17 protein-coding genes and 2 pseudogenes are annotated in these 15,600 nt (G+C 67.6%); 9 read left to right on the forward strand and 10 right to left on the reverse strand.

Annotated elements, in window-relative coordinates:
• Positions 1-204: 204 nt before the first annotated feature.
• Both ACH438_RS12070 and ACH438_RS12075 read right to left on the reverse strand, forming a co-directional pair.
• A complete protein-coding gene (locus tag ACH438_RS12070; protein ID WP_397004158.1) occupies positions 205-1,080 on the reverse strand; it encodes a cyclopropane mycolic acid synthase family methyltransferase in 876 nt (291 codons plus the stop codon).
• Positions 1,081-1,338: 258 nt separating this feature from the next.
• Positions 1,339-1,584 (reverse strand): hypothetical protein, encoded by a 246-nt coding sequence (locus ACH438_RS12075; protein ID WP_397004160.1) that lies wholly within the window; start codon positions 1,582-1,584, stop codon positions 1,339-1,341.
• Between the two features lie 126 nt (positions 1,585-1,710).
• Between ACH438_RS12075 and ACH438_RS12080 the strand changes: the two genes are divergently transcribed.
• The gene (locus tag ACH438_RS12080; RefSeq protein WP_397004162.1) at positions 1,711-1,866 is read left to right on the forward strand and encodes a DUF6131 family protein; all 156 of its coding nucleotides are present in this window, start codon (positions 1,711-1,713) and stop codon (positions 1,864-1,866) included.
• A 3-nt stretch (positions 1,867-1,869) separates the two neighbouring features.
• Here the strand turns inward: ACH438_RS12080 and ACH438_RS12085 are convergent, their stop codons facing one another.
• Positions 1,870-2,340, reverse strand: a complete 471-nt coding sequence (locus ACH438_RS12085) for a DUF2269 family protein (protein ID WP_397004164.1) — start codon at positions 2,338-2,340, stop codon at positions 1,870-1,872.
• A gap of 156 nt (positions 2,341-2,496) precedes the next feature.
• Between ACH438_RS12085 and ACH438_RS12090 the strand changes: the two genes are divergently transcribed.
• Complete coding sequence (locus tag ACH438_RS12090; RefSeq protein WP_397004166.1) at positions 2,497-3,441, forward strand: GlxA family transcriptional regulator; 945 nt, start codon at positions 2,497-2,499, stop codon at positions 3,439-3,441.
• Here the strand turns inward: ACH438_RS12090 and ACH438_RS12095 are convergent, their stop codons facing one another.
• Complete coding sequence (locus ACH438_RS12095; RefSeq protein ID WP_397004168.1) at positions 3,442-5,604, reverse strand: ABC transporter substrate-binding protein; 2,163 nt, start codon at positions 5,602-5,604, stop codon at positions 3,442-3,444.
• A gap of 33 nt (positions 5,605-5,637) precedes the next feature.
• A complete protein-coding gene (locus tag ACH438_RS12100; protein ID WP_397004170.1) occupies positions 5,638-6,144 on the reverse strand; it encodes a winged helix-turn-helix transcriptional regulator in 507 nt (168 codons plus the stop codon).
• Positions 6,145-6,229: 85 nt separating this feature from the next.
• Here ACH438_RS12100 and ACH438_RS12105 point away from each other — a divergent pair, with 85 nt between their 5' ends.
• The 6 genes and pseudogenes from ACH438_RS12105 (at position 6,230) to ACH438_RS12130 (ending at position 9,811) form a co-directional block, all read left to right on the forward strand.
• Positions 6,230-6,742: an SRPBCC family protein gene (locus ACH438_RS12105; RefSeq protein WP_397004172.1), complete on the forward strand. Its 513-nt coding sequence runs from the start codon at positions 6,230-6,232 to the stop codon at positions 6,740-6,742.
• A complete protein-coding gene (locus ACH438_RS12110; RefSeq protein WP_397004174.1) occupies positions 6,742-7,797 on the forward strand; it encodes an LLM class flavin-dependent oxidoreductase in 1,056 nt (351 codons plus the stop codon). The genes ACH438_RS12105 and ACH438_RS12110 overlap by 1 nt, the downstream gene beginning before the upstream one ends.
• Before the next feature lie 31 nt (positions 7,798-7,828).
• Entirely contained in the window at positions 7,829-8,767 is a 939-nt protein-coding gene (locus tag ACH438_RS12115; protein WP_397004176.1) for a Gfo/Idh/MocA family protein, read from the forward strand.
• A gap of 169 nt (positions 8,768-8,936) precedes the next feature.
• Positions 8,937-9,137, forward strand: a pseudogene (locus ACH438_RS12120) (helix-turn-helix domain-containing protein); the annotation flags it as partial.
• Positions 9,138-9,438: 301 nt separating this feature from the next.
• Positions 9,439-9,582: pseudogene (locus tag ACH438_RS12125) on the forward strand (HAMP domain-containing protein); the annotation flags it as partial.
• Positions 9,542-9,811 (forward strand): ATP-binding protein, encoded by a 270-nt coding sequence (locus ACH438_RS12130; protein WP_397004864.1) that lies wholly within the window; start codon positions 9,542-9,544, stop codon positions 9,809-9,811. The pseudogene ACH438_RS12125 and the gene ACH438_RS12130, both read left to right, overlap by 41 nt.
• Here ACH438_RS12130 and ACH438_RS12135 read toward each other — a convergent pair.
• The 5 genes from ACH438_RS12135 to ACH438_RS12155 form a co-directional block, all read right to left on the reverse strand.
• A complete protein-coding gene (locus ACH438_RS12135) occupies positions 9,805-10,185 on the reverse strand; it encodes a hemophore-related protein (RefSeq protein ID WP_397004178.1) in 381 nt (126 codons plus the stop codon). The genes ACH438_RS12130 and ACH438_RS12135 overlap by 7 nt on opposite strands.
• 106 nt (positions 10,186-10,291) lie before the next feature.
• Positions 10,292-11,254, reverse strand: coding sequence for a TAXI family TRAP transporter solute-binding subunit (locus ACH438_RS12140; RefSeq protein ID WP_397004180.1), 963 nt, complete (start codon positions 11,252-11,254; stop codon positions 10,292-10,294).
• Positions 11,251-12,693, reverse strand: a complete 1,443-nt coding sequence (locus ACH438_RS12145) for a sensor histidine kinase (protein WP_397004182.1) — start codon at positions 12,691-12,693, stop codon at positions 11,251-11,253. The genes ACH438_RS12140 and ACH438_RS12145 overlap by 4 nt, the downstream gene beginning before the upstream one ends.
• Complete coding sequence (locus tag ACH438_RS12150) at positions 12,686-13,348, reverse strand: response regulator transcription factor (RefSeq protein WP_397004184.1); 663 nt, start codon at positions 13,346-13,348, stop codon at positions 12,686-12,688. Before ACH438_RS12150 ends, ACH438_RS12145 begins: the two co-directional genes overlap by 8 nt.
• The gene (locus tag ACH438_RS12155) at positions 13,323-14,711 is read right to left on the reverse strand and encodes an MFS transporter (protein ID WP_397004186.1); all 1,389 of its coding nucleotides are present in this window, start codon (positions 14,709-14,711) and stop codon (positions 13,323-13,325) included. Before ACH438_RS12155 ends, ACH438_RS12150 begins: the two co-directional genes overlap by 26 nt.
• A gap of 160 nt (positions 14,712-14,871) precedes the next feature.
• Here ACH438_RS12155 and ACH438_RS12160 point away from each other — a divergent pair, with 160 nt between their 5' ends.
• Positions 14,872-15,594 carry a TetR/AcrR family transcriptional regulator gene (locus ACH438_RS12160; RefSeq protein ID WP_397004188.1) on the forward strand — a complete coding sequence of 241 codons (723 nt, stop codon included), beginning with the start codon at positions 14,872-14,874 and terminating at the stop codon, positions 15,592-15,594.
• Positions 15,595-15,600: the final 6 nt, after the last annotated feature.

Below are 15,600 nucleotides of genomic sequence, written 5' to 3' on the forward strand. Positions count from 1 at the left end.
GCTGTGCGGCGGTGATCGACCGGATCATTGCCGAGGACCGGTCCGATCGCCTCCGGCCACGCCGGGGGCGCAGGGTCGAGCCCGGTCCTCTGCCAATATCTACCGCGGGTGCTGATCGGGAAGCTCAGCCATCAGTTCGACGCGACATCCGTGGTGTCGCAGGTCATCTCGGGATTCCACCGCTGGACGGTGCGGGTCTGCCGGCTACTTCGCACACGTGAACTGCATGACATCGATCAGTCCCGAACGGAAGCGTTCCGCGCACCCGGTGAGGTAGCGGATGTAGGTGTCGTAGGTGTCCTCGCCGCAGAGTTCGATCGCCTCGGTTCGATGCTCCCGCAAGGCGTCCGCCCAGCAGTCGAGGGTGCGCGCGTAGTGCGGCTGCAGCGCGTGCATGCGCTGTACCTCGAATCCGCCCGCCTCGGCGAATTGTTTGACGCCGCCGAAGGCCGTGCTGTCCGGAAAGGGAAGGGCTCCGCCGGGGAAGATCACCTTGCGGATGAATTTCAGGAACTCGAGGTCGTCGCGCGTGTAGGAGATCCCGTGGTCGTGCAGATAACCCTGGGTGTACGCCACGATGGTGTGCAACAACATTCGCCCGTCGGCGGGCAGGGCGTCGTAGGCGAACCGGAAGAAATCCGAATACCTTTCCGTTCGGAAATGTTCGAACGCGCCGATGCTCACGATCCGATCGACCCGGCCGTCGAATTCCTCCCACCCCTGCAGCCGGACCTCGCCGCTGCGCGCGCCCGCCTGGCGTTCCAGCAACTCCCCCACGTATTCGTACTGGTTGCGACTCAAGGTGAGGCCGATGACATTCACGTCATAGCGCTCCCGCGCCCGCATCAGCGTCGCTCCCCACCCACATCCGATGTCCAGCAAGGTCATACCGGGCTGCAGGCCCAGTTTCCCGAGCGCCAGATCGATCTTCGCCAGCTGCGCCTGTTCGAGGCTGTAATCCTCCTCTTCGAAATAGGCGCAGCTGTAGGTTCTGGTCGGGTCGAGAAATAACCCGAAGAAATCATCAGATAAATCGTAGTGCGACCGCACATCGGCATAGAAAGGCGTGTGCCGACTCATCCGTTACCTCCGTAGTCCGTGCTGTGGATAGGACAGAGCCACCCGGCCCCCCGACCGGGGAATAACACGAAGATGATTGAACGAACCGAAGACTTCCGGCGACGCAGTATAAACACACCAACCGGTCTCAGCCCGCATCCCCGAAGGCCCCGTCAACCAGAACCGGAACAGTTTCACTGCAACCCACCTCGACAGCCACCGCGACATCCTCGGCAAACCCCTGGCTCCGCAACTCCCGCCCGGACGCATACTCCCCGATCAACGCCGCAACATCAGCGATCCCGCCATAGCAAGCCTTGGCCGCCAGGGCTGTTCGACAGAGACGGTTCGCCGGCCACCGCGAGTTCTGCTCCCCTGCGTCAGCGAGACCGAGGTCTTGAAGGACAAGACGTCGATCACGATGATCGCCGCGCTGCTGGGGCCGATGGCCTGGGCGCCGGCCGCACCCCAGTCGATGCGGACGCCGTGTGAAATCTGCTGCGCCCATTCGGGAATCGTCGACATGGTTTTGCACCCTCCCAGCTACCGATGGCGGTTCCGGGGTTGATCATGGCAGGCGGTCGGTCCGTTTGAAGTGGGGCGCACGGGGAATGGCGGGGACGTCAGTTTCAGCACTACAAGGGAGTTGCCGTGATCATCCTCGGCCTCATTCTGCTCGTAGTCGGCTTCGTTGTCGGCTTCCATATTCTCGCCGTGCTCGGGGTGATCCTGTTGATCGTGGGCGCGGGCCTGGCACTACTGGGCGCGACCGGACGCGCGATCGGCGGGCGGCGGCACTACTACTGATCCTCAGACGCCGGTTGTGGAGCCCGGGCGCACGATCATCAAGACGGTGACCGTCGCCCACAACAGGTTGAAGATGCCGGTCAGCATGGCGAGCCGCGCCGCGGCGGGCAGGTCGGGAACCGCGACGCCCGCCGTGCGTGCACCGGTGAGCGTGGTGAGCACCGCGTCCTGGGTGGGCAGGATCAGCAGGCCCAGGATGAGGGCGGCCGCCACGGTGAGCACGATGGACGTGATCACCCACGCGCTGCCGAGCACATTCATGCTCTGCGCCAACCCGAAACCGACGACCGGCACGACCAGGCCGAGGAAGGCGTAGACGCGGCAGATGCGGTGCAGGACACGGACGGTCTCCAAGGACGCGTCCACTCCGGTGGCACGCCGCGCGGCGGCCGGATACATGCTGGCGGCCACGGTGACCGGGCCGATGGCGATGATCGCGGCCAGCACATGAATGGCGAGAAGGGCTTTCGTCACCGGACCGAGGCTAGAGCCACCCATCCCGGCTGCCCAGAGGCTGGAATGCCAAAGATCAACTGATTCTCGCCATCGGCGATGACATCGTGTTTCCACTCACATCGACCTGAAAAAGCAGGTCACATTCTTGGCGAGAATCCGCCTATAGTTCCCTTTGTGCACACCGTCGCCGTCCTGGCCCTCGATCGGGTGGTCGCCTTCGATCTGGCCGTTCCCCTGGAGGTCTTCGGCCGCGCGCGTCTGCCCGACGGCCGCAGCCCCTATCGCGTCCGCGTCTGCGGACAGAGCACCGAAGTGGATGCCGGAGCCTTCGCGCTGCGCCCGCCCTGGCCCCTCGATGCCCTGGCCACCGCCGACACCATCATCGTCCCGGGACGATCGGAAATCGCTGTGCCCGAACCGGAACCGATCGTGGCGGCGTTACGTGCGGCCGCCCGGCAGGGCACCCGCATCGCCTCCATCTGTTCCGGCGCCTTCACCCTCGCCGCGGCCGGACTCCTCGATGGCCTTGCGGCCACCACCCATTGGCTCGCCGCGGATCATCTCGCCCGCACCTATCCCGCCATCGATGTGAAACCCGATGTGCTCTACGTCGACAATGGCGCCATCCTCACCTCGGCGGGCGCCGCCGCGGGACTCGACCTGTGCCTGCACATGGTGCGCCGCGACTTCGGTTCCGCGGTGGCCGCAGACGCCGCCCGCATGGCGGTCATGCCGCTGGAACGCGAAGGCGGGCAAGCCCAATTCGTCGTGCACCACCAGCCGCCCACGCCCGCGGGCTCACACCTGGAACTGGTCTGCGCCTGGATCGAGGATCATCTCGACGATGATCTGACCCTCGCCGATATGGCGGCCCGCGCCGGCATGAGCGAACGCACCTTCAGCCGCCGCTTCCGGGAACAGCTGGGCACCACGCCTTTACAGTGGCTGCTGCGCGCCCGCGTCCGCCGCGCCCAGCACCTGCTGGAGAATACCGACCATTCGGTGGACCGCGTCGCCGCCCTGGCCGGCTTCGGCTCCCCGACCGCGTTCCGCGACCGCTTCAAACGCATCGCCGGTGTTGCCCCGAACCGATACCGGTCTTCGTTCCACGTCCGGTAGCTAACGAGCCTTGTACAGCCAGATTCGCGGTTCGGCCAGTTCACCCGTGCTGGTCCAGCGGTAGCTGTGGGCGATGCCGTCCCCCGAGTAGCTCTGAATGTATCGGAGCAGATCCGCCCGGGTGACGTGGCCGGATGCGATGCCGTGCAACACGATTGCGGTCAGGTCGTAGGCCTCGGGCGAATAGACGCCCGGCGCCGTATTGATCAGGGTCCGGTAATCGAAGTCGAAGGGCGCGGACGCCGGACCGCACAGGCACGACAGCAGTGCGCCCGACGCCGCGGATCCGGCGCCGGACAGGAACCCGGGATCGAAACTGCCGTCACCGGAGGCGAACACGGCGGTACTGCCCGCCGCGCGCAACTGCTGCAGCAGCCCGCCCGACTCGGTGTAGTACCCGGCGTAGAAGACGGCATCGGGTGCGGCGGCGGTGATCTCCTTCACCGCGTCGCCGAAATCCTTCGCACCCGTTTGCACGGTGACCGCGCACGACGACAGGGACGCGCCGCCGAGCGACTGGGTGGTCGCGCGCGCCAGCCCGGCGCCGTAGTCGCTGTTGTCGGCGACCACGCAGACGTGGTGGTAGCCCTTGGCGACCAGGTACCGCGCCATCCCGGGCGCTTGCAAGGTGTCCATGGCCAACCCCTGGAAGAAGCTGTGCCAACCATGGCTCAGCAGCGTGACATTGGTCGCCGAGGGCGACAGGAACGGCAGACCCGCGTTCGAGAAGGTCTGGCCGGTGGCCTGGGTCTCGCCGGAGAAGGTCGGGCCGATCAGGGCGACGGTCGACGCGTCGGCCACGATGGCGGGCGCCAGCTGCGCTGCTTTGATCGGGTCGGCGAGGGTGTCGTAGTTCTTGACCGTCACTTGGCATCCGGGATTCTTCCGGTCGAACTGGTCGACGGCCAGTCGCACCCCACCGAGCACGTTGCCACCGAGGACCGCGTTCGCGCCGGAGAGCGGGCCCGCCATCGCAATGCTCACCGGCGCACAGTTGACCGGTCCGTCCACCGCCGGATACGGCCCGGGCACAGTGCTTCCGACGAGATTCCCCTGCTCGTCGAGCTCACCGATCGGCTGCATACCGCTGACCACGGCGGCGGGTGGAATGGCAGGCTTACTGGTCGGAGCTGTGGTACTGGAAGTGCTCGAGGATCCGGAGCTGCCGGAACTCGTTGTCGCCCAGACGATTCCGATGACCGCCGCGAGCACCACGACCAGGCCTGCGGCCGCGGCGGGCAACCGCCATCGTGCCATCCTGCGCCACGGACGCCGGGCTTCGGCCGCAGGCATCTGCGCCCGGGTCGGTTCCGGCGGCACGACGGCTGTGGGCACGGCTAACGCGGAGGCGGCGGCCTGCGCGAATTCGGTGCAGGAGCCGAATCGCTCGTCGGGGTTCTTGGCCAAGGCGCGGAAGAGAACCCCGTCGAGAGCGGGCGGCAGGAACGGTCGGCGCGCGCTAACCGGGGGCGGCGGGTAATGCAAGTGGCCCGCGACGACGGCGGCGACGCTCTCGGCCGCGAACGGTGTAGTTCCGCACAGCAGCCAGAACAGGCTGCAGGCCACGGAGTATTGGTCCGAGCGAGGTCCCGGCGTGGCACCCGATAGCTGTTCCGGCGAGGCATAGGACAGGGTGGCGGTGAGGTGACCGGTTCTGGTGAGGTGCCCGGTGTCGTCGCGCAGACGGCCGATGCCGAAGTCGGCCAGCAGGATTCGCTCACCGTAGCCGGGAGCTGGCCGGGCGATCATGATGTTGGCGGGTTTCACATCCCGGTGCAGCACACCGGTGGAATGCGCGAAGTCCAGCGCCTTGGCGATCTCGCCGACAATGTGCACCGCGCGCTGCGGCGGCAGGGGGGCCGGATCCACTGCCGAGGCGTCGATCCCGTCGATGTACTGCATCGACATCCACATGCGGCCGTCTTCGACGCCGCGATCGTAGACGGACACGATGTTCGGGTGATCCAGCCGGGCGATCAGATCGGCTTCGCGCTCGAACCGTCCCCGGATCTCGGTGTCGGTGGCGAAGTCCACGTTCAGCAGTTTCAAGGCGACCGAGCGCGGCAGCCGGGGATGCCGGGCGAGATACACCTCGCCCATACCGCCGCCACCGAGCACCCGCTCGATCACGTAACCGGCGAAAACGTCACCCACGCACAGCATTCGCCCCCCTCGACACCAGAGACGAATCGAACGCTACACGTCGTCGAGCCGGAACCGCCGCCGAACGTCAGGACGCGCCAAGAGTTTTGGTGGATATCCGGGCCCGGGCCGCGGCGTGACCTCGGCGCCTTCCAGGGGTTCTTTGCAGTGCGAGCACACCACTTCCGCCTGGGCGTCGTGCCCGCAGGTGTCGTGGTGGGTGAGGACGGGCGGCCCGGTTTCGTCGGCGAGCCAGCGGTCGCCCCAGGCGGTCATGGCGGCGATGACGCTGTAGAAGTCCCGGCCCGATGCGGTGAGCAGGTACTCGTGCCGCACGGGCATGGTCTCGTAGACGTGTTTCTCGAGCAGGCCCGCGTCCACGAGGCGGCGTAATCGCTCGGCGAGGGTGTTGCGGGCGATGCCGAGTTCCTGCTGGAACTCGTCGAAGCGGCGGATGCCGTAGAAGGCTTCGCGCAGTACCAGCGGGGTCCACCAGTCGCCCAGCAGGTCCATGGTCCTGGCCACCGAGCAGGGCCAGTTCGCGAACGAGGTGCGCTTCATATCGCGATCCTATCGGGTGTCGGGGGCCTTGTGCTGGTAAGTCTATCTACGCAACTATGGTGGTAGTCGAGAGAAGGAGTCCGCAATGGAGTGGACGGGCCAGGTCTATGCCGATACGCCGACCGTGTCGGCGCAGGCCTACATCGAGGCGGCGCCCGAACGGGTGTGGGACTGCGTGAGCGATATCCACCTCATGCCCCGGCTCAGCAGCGAGCTGCAGGAGGTCCGCTGGCTCGACGAGGCGACCGGGCCCGCGATCGGCGCCCGCTTCAGCGGCCGCAATGCGCACGAAGCGCTGGGCGATTGGGAGACGATCAGCACCGTCGTCGAATACGACGCGCCGCGCAGCTTCGCCTGGGCCGTCGGTGACCCCGAGAATCCCTCCGGCATCTGGCGTTTCACGCTGCGCCCCGAGGGCACGGGCACGGTGCTCGAGCAGTGGACGCAGATGGGACCGGCGCGTTCCGGCCTCAGTTACGCCATCGACGCCATGCCGGACGAGGAACAGAAGATCGTGTTCGTCCGCCTGCGCGAGTTCGAGACCGGTATCAAGGCCAATCTCGAGGCCATCCGCGAACTCGTGGAACAGGAGTCGTGATGCGCACCGCCACAACGATCGAGGGCTCGGCGGGCGACTGGCGGGGCATCACCGAATTCGTGGTCGAGGCCGAACGCCTCGGACTGGACATCTGCTGGGTGGCCGAGGCGTGGGGTACCGATGCCCCGTCACCGCTGGGATTCCTGGCCGCGCGTACCGAGCGAATCCTGCTGGGCTCGGGCATCATCCAGCTCGGCACCCGCTCCCCGGTCCTCATCGCGCAGACCGCCATGACGTTGAACCTGCTGTCCGAGGGCCGATTCCTGCTCGGGCTGGGCGCTTCCGGGCCGCAGGTCATCGAGGGACTGCACGGACTTCCCTTCGCGCGGCCGCTGGCGCGCATGCGGGAAACGGTGGAGGTCATCCGCAGCGTCTTCACCGGCGAGAAGATCGACTACCAGGGTGAGCAGTTCACCATCCCGCGCCCCGGCGGCGACGCCCGCCCCATGCGATTGAGCCTGCAACCCGCCAGCGTGCCGATCTACTTGGCCACGCTCTCGCCGAAGATGCTCGAACTGACCGGCGAGGTCGCCGACGGCTGGCTGGGCACCAGCTTCGTTCCCGAAGGCGCACAAGCCTATTTCGACCATCTCGACGCCGGCCTGGCCCGCGCCGGGCGCGACCGAGCGGACCTCGATGTCTGTCAGGGCGCGGAGATCAATATCGTCGCCGATGAGGCCCAGCTGGCCGCAGTGGTCGGCAGCCGCAAGAAGGAACTCGCATTCTCCTTGGGCGGCATGGGTTCCGGATCCACCAACTACTACAACAATGCCTACAGCCGCCAGGGCTGGGCCGACGTCGCCGCGCAGGTCCGCGAACGCTGGCAGGCCGGCGACCGCGAAGGCGCGACCGCCCTCGTCACCGATGACATGGTGCTCGCCACAACCTTGATCGGCACCGAGGACATGGTCCGTGAGCGCCTGCGCACCTGGCAGGACACCGGAGTCGACACCGTCCGCCTCTACCCCGCCGGCGACACCCTCACCGCCCGGCTCGACAATCTCGGGCGCGGCATCGACCTGGTCCGTGGACTCGCCCCGGCGAACAGCCGCTAGGGGCCGCATTCGACGATCTTGATCCGCCCGGTTGCCGCATGACAAGCTGGCCCGCATGGAGAGCGGGCTGCTACCGGTCGCGGTGATCGGGCTGGGTGACATTGCGGAGAAGGCCTACCTGCCGGTGCTGACGGCCGAGCCGGGGCTGGATATTCATCTCATGACCCGTAACCGGGAGCGGCTGGATCGGGTCGCGGATCGCTACCGGCTGCCGAACCGGCATTCCACGCTGGACAGTGTGCTGGCTTCCGGTGTGCGGGCGGCCTTCGTGCACGCGGCCACCAGCGCGCATGTGGAGTTGTGCGAGGCCCTGCTGCAGGCGGGAATCGATGTATTCGTCGACAAGCCACTCGATTACACCTTGGCGGGTGCACGCCGGTTGGTGGAGCTGGCCGAAAGCCGCGAACGCAGCCTCATGGTCGGCTTCAATCGCCGATACGCCCCGGCCTATACCGAGGCGGCACAGCGGGATCGATCGCTGATCGTGCTGCAGAAGAACCGGCACGGTCAACCGGAGGTCGCGCGCACGTTCGTCTATGACGACTTCATCCACGTCGTGGACACGCTGCGCTTCCTGATGCCGGCCGAGATCACCGAGGTCCGGACGCGTTTTCGCGGATCGCCCGAGAACGGAGAGCTCGAGCACGTCGTCCTGGAACTGTCCGGCGACGGCGTCACCGCCCTCGGAATCATGAACCGGTGCAGCGGGATCACGGAGGAGATCCTCGAAATCTCCGGCGGGAATACAAAATACAAGGTCGTCAACCTCGGCGACGGCGTCGACTACACCGGCGGCGTCGCCACCGCGCTCCCGCGCGGCGACTGGACCCCGGTCGGCAGCCAGCGCGGTATCCAGCAGGCGGTCGATCATTTCCTGGACGCCGTCCGCGCCGGAAAGACACTCGACGCCCGGGACGCGCTGCGCACCCACGAGGTCTGCGAGCAGATCGTCCGGGAGATCGACGGCTAGCCGGTTCGCGATCCGGTTTCCTCACAGGCGCCCAACAGAATGGTTGCGCACTATGTGGGGATGCGGGTTCTGGTGGTCGAAGACGAGCAGTTGCTGGCGGATGCCATTGCTCAGGGTTTACGGCGGCATGCGATGGCCGTGGACGCGGTGCACGACGGTGGCGTCGCGCAAGGAGTTCGCGGTGCTGGCCGAATTGCTGCGGGCCGACGGCGGGGTGGTGTCGGCCGAGCAGCTGCTGGAGAAGGCGTGGGACGAGAACATCGACCCGTTCACCGTGGTGGTGCGCTACACCATCATGATGGTGCGCCGGAAGCTGGGCGATCCACCGGTGATCGATACCGAACCTGGCGTGGGATATCGCATCCGATGAGCATCCGGCGCGGTTGCCCCTGCTGTACGCGGTCGCGTTCCCGCTCGCGGGTACCCTGCTGATCGCGGTCATGTACCTGAATCTCTATCAGTTCATGGGCCGCAAACCAGGAGCCGACGCACCGCAGTTCGCGCGCGAATGGCTGATCGCGCGCAGTGAATCCGCCGGCTCCGGAAGTCTGTTCTCGGCTCTCGCCCCGCAGGCCGAACAGATGCGGCGGGATACCTTGCGGGTCATGCTGATCCGCTCGCTGGTGGCGCTGGGCGTGCTGGGTGTGCTGGCCGGCGCCGTCGGCTGGCTGATGGCCGGGCGGGCCCTGCGGCCGTTGCAGCGGATCACCACGACCGCGCGCCGGGTGGCCGACCGCAGCCTGCACGAGCGCATCGCACTGTCGGGTCCGAGTGATGAGATCAAGGATCTCGCAGACACTTTCGACGCGATGCTGGAACGGCTGGACCGCGCTTTCGACGCCGTTCGAGGTGGACGGCCTGCTCGAACCGTTCCGCCGCCTGGCCGCTGCCCAGCGGCCGGCGAACCCCGCCCGTTGTGCCGGGCTGGGGTTGTCCATCGTGCGGTCGGTCGCGCACGCCCATGCGGGCGAAGTCCGAGCGGTGGCCCGCCCCGAAGGCGGGCTCACCGTCACCGTCACAGTGCCGCTGGATATCCGTCAGTAGTTGTGGCAGCTGTCCAGCACCGCGCGCAGAGTATCGGCGTGCTGCTGGAATTCCGGTGAGTTCCGCCGTTCCTGCATCTTCGCCTGCGCATCCGGATGCGTGTTCAGGAACTCCTGGATCTTCTGTTGCCGTTGGTCCACCGGCAGATTCAGCAGATCCTGCAACCGCGCCTTCTTCTCGGGATTCGCATCCAGTTTCGCCGCGAGATCGGGTGCCTGCGCCCGCAGGGCAGCGTCGATCTGATCGAAACTGCAGGTGGTGCTGAGCATTCCGGATCCGCCGGGATCCGCCGCGGCCAGTGCCGGTGCCAAAAGCGAACCGGCGACAGCCAATCCGCTACAGACGAGGATGATCCGAGTGCCGATGCGTGTCATATTCCGATGACCCTTCCGTCGTGAATGTCGGGATCACCTGACGTTCGGTGACCCTGGCACAGTCCACCAACAAGAGCGTTTGGCCACCGCTAGGGAATCGCGTCGCTCAGCCGTGGTGGCGGCGGTAGGCGGCGGCCGCGCCGGGGTGCAGGGGGACCGTGCCGGTGCCGACCAGGGAACGGGCGTCGAGGAATTGGGTGCCGGCGGCCTCGGCGGGGACGAGGGCATCGGGGTGGGTGAGCAGGACTTCGGTGAGGGTGGTGACGGTGGCGTCGGGCAGGGTGGGGGCGGCGACGAGCAGGTTGGCGACGCCGATGGTGTGCACGGACGGGGCACCGGGATAGGTGCCGGCGGGGATGAGGACCGGGTCGTAGAGGTAGCCGAAGCGGTCGCGCATGGTCGCGGCGAGGGGGTCCAGGTCCAGCAGGCGCAGGGATTCGAGGGCGGCGGTGGGGACGCCACCCGCCCAGAGCAGGGCATCGAGGCGGCCCTCGGCGACCGCGGTCACGGCATCGCGTAGTGGCAGGTGGGTGCGGGTGACGTCGGAGGGGGCGAGACCGGCTGCGGTGAGCAGCTTTTCACCGATGCGGGTGGCGCCGGAGCCGGCGGCGCCGAGATTGATGCGGGCGCCGCGCAGGTCGCTGACCGCGTGGTAGGCGCTGGTCGAGGCGACCGCGAGTTGCAGGTAGTTCTCGTAGACGCGGCCGATCGCCGGGGGACGGTCGGGGTCCTCGGCGAGCGAATCGGCCAGCACGAGTGCGGTATCGGCGGCGCCGTGCGACAGCATGGTCAGGTTGTCCACGGATCCGGCTGTTTCGATCACGTCGATGTGCAAGTCGTAGGGGGTCGCCGCGCGGGCCAGGAGCAGTGCGAAGGCGTGGTAGAAGCCGCCTGCTTCGCCGGCCGCGAGCCGGACGGTGGTGTCGCCGCTCCCCCGCCCGCAACTGCCCACGCCCACAGGCAAGGCCAGTCCGGCGGCGAGGACGGCGGCGCTGCGCAACAGGTGACGACGCGTGTAGTGACGGGCTCGGTGCGGTGCGTCGGGCACGGAGTCCGGCCCGGCGGTCACAGGGCGTCCCATGACGGTGTGCCGGGCAGGTTGGCCGCGGGCAGGCGAATGATGACCGCCAAGCCTTGTGGGGCAACGGCTTCCATGGTGAGGGTGCCGTGCCGGGCGTTCACCAGGGCCGCGGCGATAGGCAGGCCCAGGCCGGAGCCGCCCACACCGGCGGCCGATTCGCCGCGGAAGAATCGGGTGGTGAGTTGATCGAGTTCGCCTGGGGCGACGCCGGTTCCATTGTCGGCAACGGTGAGGACGACCTCCCCGGGATCAGCCGTGATGGTGATGCGGGTGACGGCGGCGGGCCCGGCATAGCGGCAGGCGTTGCTCAGCGGTACGTCCAGGATTTGAGCCAGGACCTCCGCGGAGATGGCGGCATCGGTGGGCGGGTTGCCCGCGACCTGGACGAGGGTCATGCCCGCGGCTTCGAAAGCATTGCGCCAGGCGTCGATTCGATCCTCGACGACCTGCACTGCGTCACAGTGCTCGCTCGCCGGGACCGTGGCGGGGTCGAAGTCGGTGCCTTCGGCGACAGCGAGGGTGAGCAGTCCGTCGAGCAGTCCGGTGAGCCGCTCCACCTCCCGGGTCGCGCCGTGGAAGGTCGGCGCGGCACCCTCGGGGATAGCGGGTTCGAGCGAGTCGAGTCGAATGGTCAAGGCGGCCAGCGGGTTACGCATGGCGTGCGCGGTGTCGTCGACGAGGCGTCGTTGCGCGAGCGCGGAATCACGTACGGCCGTGGCCATGGAGTCGAACGATTCGGCAACCGCCCGCAGTTCCGGAGGGCCGCCGTGGCGGCGCGTGACCGGCGTGCCACCGCGCGGTTTGGGCAGGGTGGCGGTGAGTTCGGCGACCGCGCCGGACAATCCGGCCAGCGGCCGCAGCACCCACCGTGACAGCACCAGCGCGAGTGCGGTGAACACGGCCATGGCGACCAGCGCCCCGACTGCGACGATCGTCCACACCCCGGTGATATCGCTGCGTGCCGCGGCGGTGGACGCGGTGATCAGCACCGCGCCCTGGACATGCGTATCCGAGCCCACCGGGCGGGCGATGAGCACCTTGCCAGGGCTCCACGGCAGCAGCCGCGTCACCGGCGCGGGGCGTTGATTGCGGCGCGCCGCGGCGAGCGCGGCCGCCACCGCGGTGTCGGCGGTATCGACGCCCGCATTCACGATCGGCGTGCCGCGCGCATCGACCAGCAGCACCGATTCGCCGTACAGGTCGCGGTAGCGGTCGACCTCCACGCTCAGCGCGCGATTGTCGCCGAGCCGGTCGGCGGTGACCGCGAGGCCGGCGAAGCGGTCGGCGTCGCCGGTGCGGGCCAGCACGAATTGCTGGGTGCGGCTGGTGGCGGCGGTCAGGCACAGCGGCACGGCGAAGGCGAACACGGCCAGGGTGGAGAACACGGTCAGGGCGATGAGCAGGCGGCGGCGCATGCGCTCATTCACCCCACCGGTAGCCGTAGCCGCGGATGGTGGTGATCAGTCCGGGCCGGTCGAGTTTGGCGCGCAGCCCGGTCATGTGCACGTCCAGCGAGCGCGAGACCGCCACGAACGCGTCACCCCAGATCCGGTCCATCAGCTGCTGGCGGCTCACCGCCGCCCCGGGCTTCTCGACCAGCACCCGCACCAGCTCGAATTCCTTTGGCGTGAGCGGTATCTCGACGCCGCCGACATCGACGCGGCGGGCATCGAGATCCACCAGGACGTCGCCGGTGTGCACGGTGTGTGCCGTGTCGGCCGGTGCGGGTGGGGTGGCGCGGCGGATGACGTTCTCGATGCGGGCGAGCAGTTCGGCGATGCGCGGCGGTTTGACGACGTAGTCGTCGGCGCCGCCGCGCAGTCCGCGCACGATGGAGCGTTCGTCGCTGCGTGCGGTGAGGATGACCACCGGCACCGTGCTGACCTCGCGCAGTCGCCGCAGCACGGTCAGTCCGTCCGCGTCGGGCAGTCCGAGGTCCAGGACGACGGCGTCGAAGCCGCGGTGCGCGGTCAGCAGATCGGCGCCGCGGCGCATGCGCACCGCGCGGTGTCCGCGGACTCCGAACGCCTCGACGAGGGCATCACCTACTCCGTCGTCATCCTCGACTACTGCCAACCGCATGACGGCGATTCTCTCCTGCATGCGAAACCGGCTGGTCCTCGGACTTGCCCGGCCCGGAGTCGGCCGCCTCGGCATCGATGGCGGAGTCGGCGGAGGTCTCACGCATGAAGAAGTAGGTGACCAGCGAAATCAGCACGCAGGCCGAGACGTACCAGAAGTAGACCGATTCGTGCCCGGCCTTCTTCAGGGCGAGGGCGATCATCTCGGCGGTGCCGCCGAAGATGGCGACGGTCAGCGCGTAGGGCAGCCCGACCCCGAGCGCCCGGATGCGGGTGGGGAACAGTTCGGCCTTCACGATCGCATTGATCGAGGTGTAGCCGGTGATGATGATCAGCGCCGCCAGCATCAGCGCGAACGCCGCGTACGGATTCCGGGTGTCGCCGAGCAGGGTCATGATCGGGACGGTGCAGATCGTGCCCGCCACCCCGAACCCGATCAGCAACTTGCGCCGGCCGATGCGATCGGACAGCGCGCCCGCCACCGGCTGCAGCACCACGAACACCAGCAGCGCCACGAAGTTGATCCACGCCACCGTCGCCTTCGAGATGCCGGAGGTGTTGACCATGTATTTCTGCATGTAGGTCGTATAGGTGTAGAACGCCACCGTGCCGCCGATGGTCAGACCCACCACCAGCAGGCATTCCCGCGGATACGCCAGCAGCGCCCGCAACGAGCCACGGCTCGAATTCGGTTGCGCCGCATCGGCTTCGCTGCGGAACGAGTCGGATTCATCCATGCCGCGCCGCAACCACATCACGATCAGCGCCCCGGCCGCACCGATCAGGAACGGAATCCGCCACCCCCACAGCGACATCTGCGCCGACGTCAGCACCTGCTGCAACACGATCTGCACCCCGAGCGCGATCAACTGCCCCGCCACCAGCGTCACATACTGAAAGCTCGAGTAGAACCCGCGCCGCCCCGCCGACGCCACCTCCGACAGATACGTTGCACTGGTGGCATATTCACCACCCACCGACAACCCCTGCAGCAACCTCGCCAGCAACAGGATCACCGGCGCCGCCAACCCGATCGAGGCATAACTCGGCGTCACCGCGATCAACAGCGACCCGGCCGCCATCACCGTCACCGACAGCGTCAGCGCCGACCGCCGCCCGAACCGATCGGCATACCGGCCCAACGCCCACCCGCCGATCGGCCGCATCAGGAACCCGACCGCGAAAACCGCCGCGGTGGAAAGCAATTGCGCGGTCGCATCCCCGTCAGGGAAGAACGTCTTCGCGAAATACACACTGAATGCCGCATAGACATACCAGTCGTACCACTCGACGAGGTTACCGACCGAGCCACGCAACACATTGGCGATAACCCGACCCTCACCAGCCGGCACTGTCCTACTCACGGGGGTTCTCCTCACTGCAGCGAATGCCCCATCGCATTCGCCCCCCACTGTGTCGGGCGACACACCCCGACAGAAGAGCCCCCGCGGTTTCCTAACCATCCCTTAGGACGATTGCCCGCTGTGTACGATTCGGGCAGTGTCGAGGTAGGGAGCGGGCTTCGTGAAGTCAGCAGGCGGACAAGGAGATCGGACCACGAATGGCCATCGCGGGCCCTGGGGCCGGTGCGATCGCACGTCGGCCGCGACACGAGAGCCACTGACCTACGATCGGATCGCCGCCGCGGCCATCGAGCTCGCCGACAGCGACGGACTCGCCGCGGTCTCCATGCGGCGGCTGGCCGAGAATCTCGGCGTCACGACCATGGCGCCCTACCGCTACATCTCCGGCAAGGACGACCTGTTCGAGACCATGGTCGATACGGTGCACGAAGATGTCGCCCTCCCGGTGCCCGGCACAGGATGGGCCGAGACGTTGCGCAGCTATGCCGAGCAGCTACGCCGCGTCACGGTGCGTCATCCCTGGCTGGTACAGATATACGCCCGCCTGCCCGGCATCCTGACCCCGCGCCTGGCCGAACTCTCCGAACAGGTCCTCGCCTCGATGGACACGCTCGAGATCGACGCGGACGCGAGGATCGCCATGCTCACCTCCGTCACCGCGTACGCGCAGGGCGCCGCAGCCGCTGAAGTGGCCCGCAAACGGCAGATGTCGCGCAGCGCCTACCATCCGTACCGCGCCGAACTCATCGAGTCGGGCCGCTACCCCAGGCTGGTCGACTATGTGGTCAACGGTTCCGACCAGGACACCGCGGATCAGAGTTTCGGCTTCGGCCTCGACTGCCTGATCCACGGCATGGGCGCGGATGTCCGCGGCAGCGGATGAACCCGG

The organism is Nocardia sp. NPDC020380, from assembly GCF_044386975.1.
In the GTDB taxonomy this organism is placed as follows: domain Bacteria; phylum Actinomycetota; class Actinomycetes; order Mycobacteriales; family Mycobacteriaceae; genus Nocardia.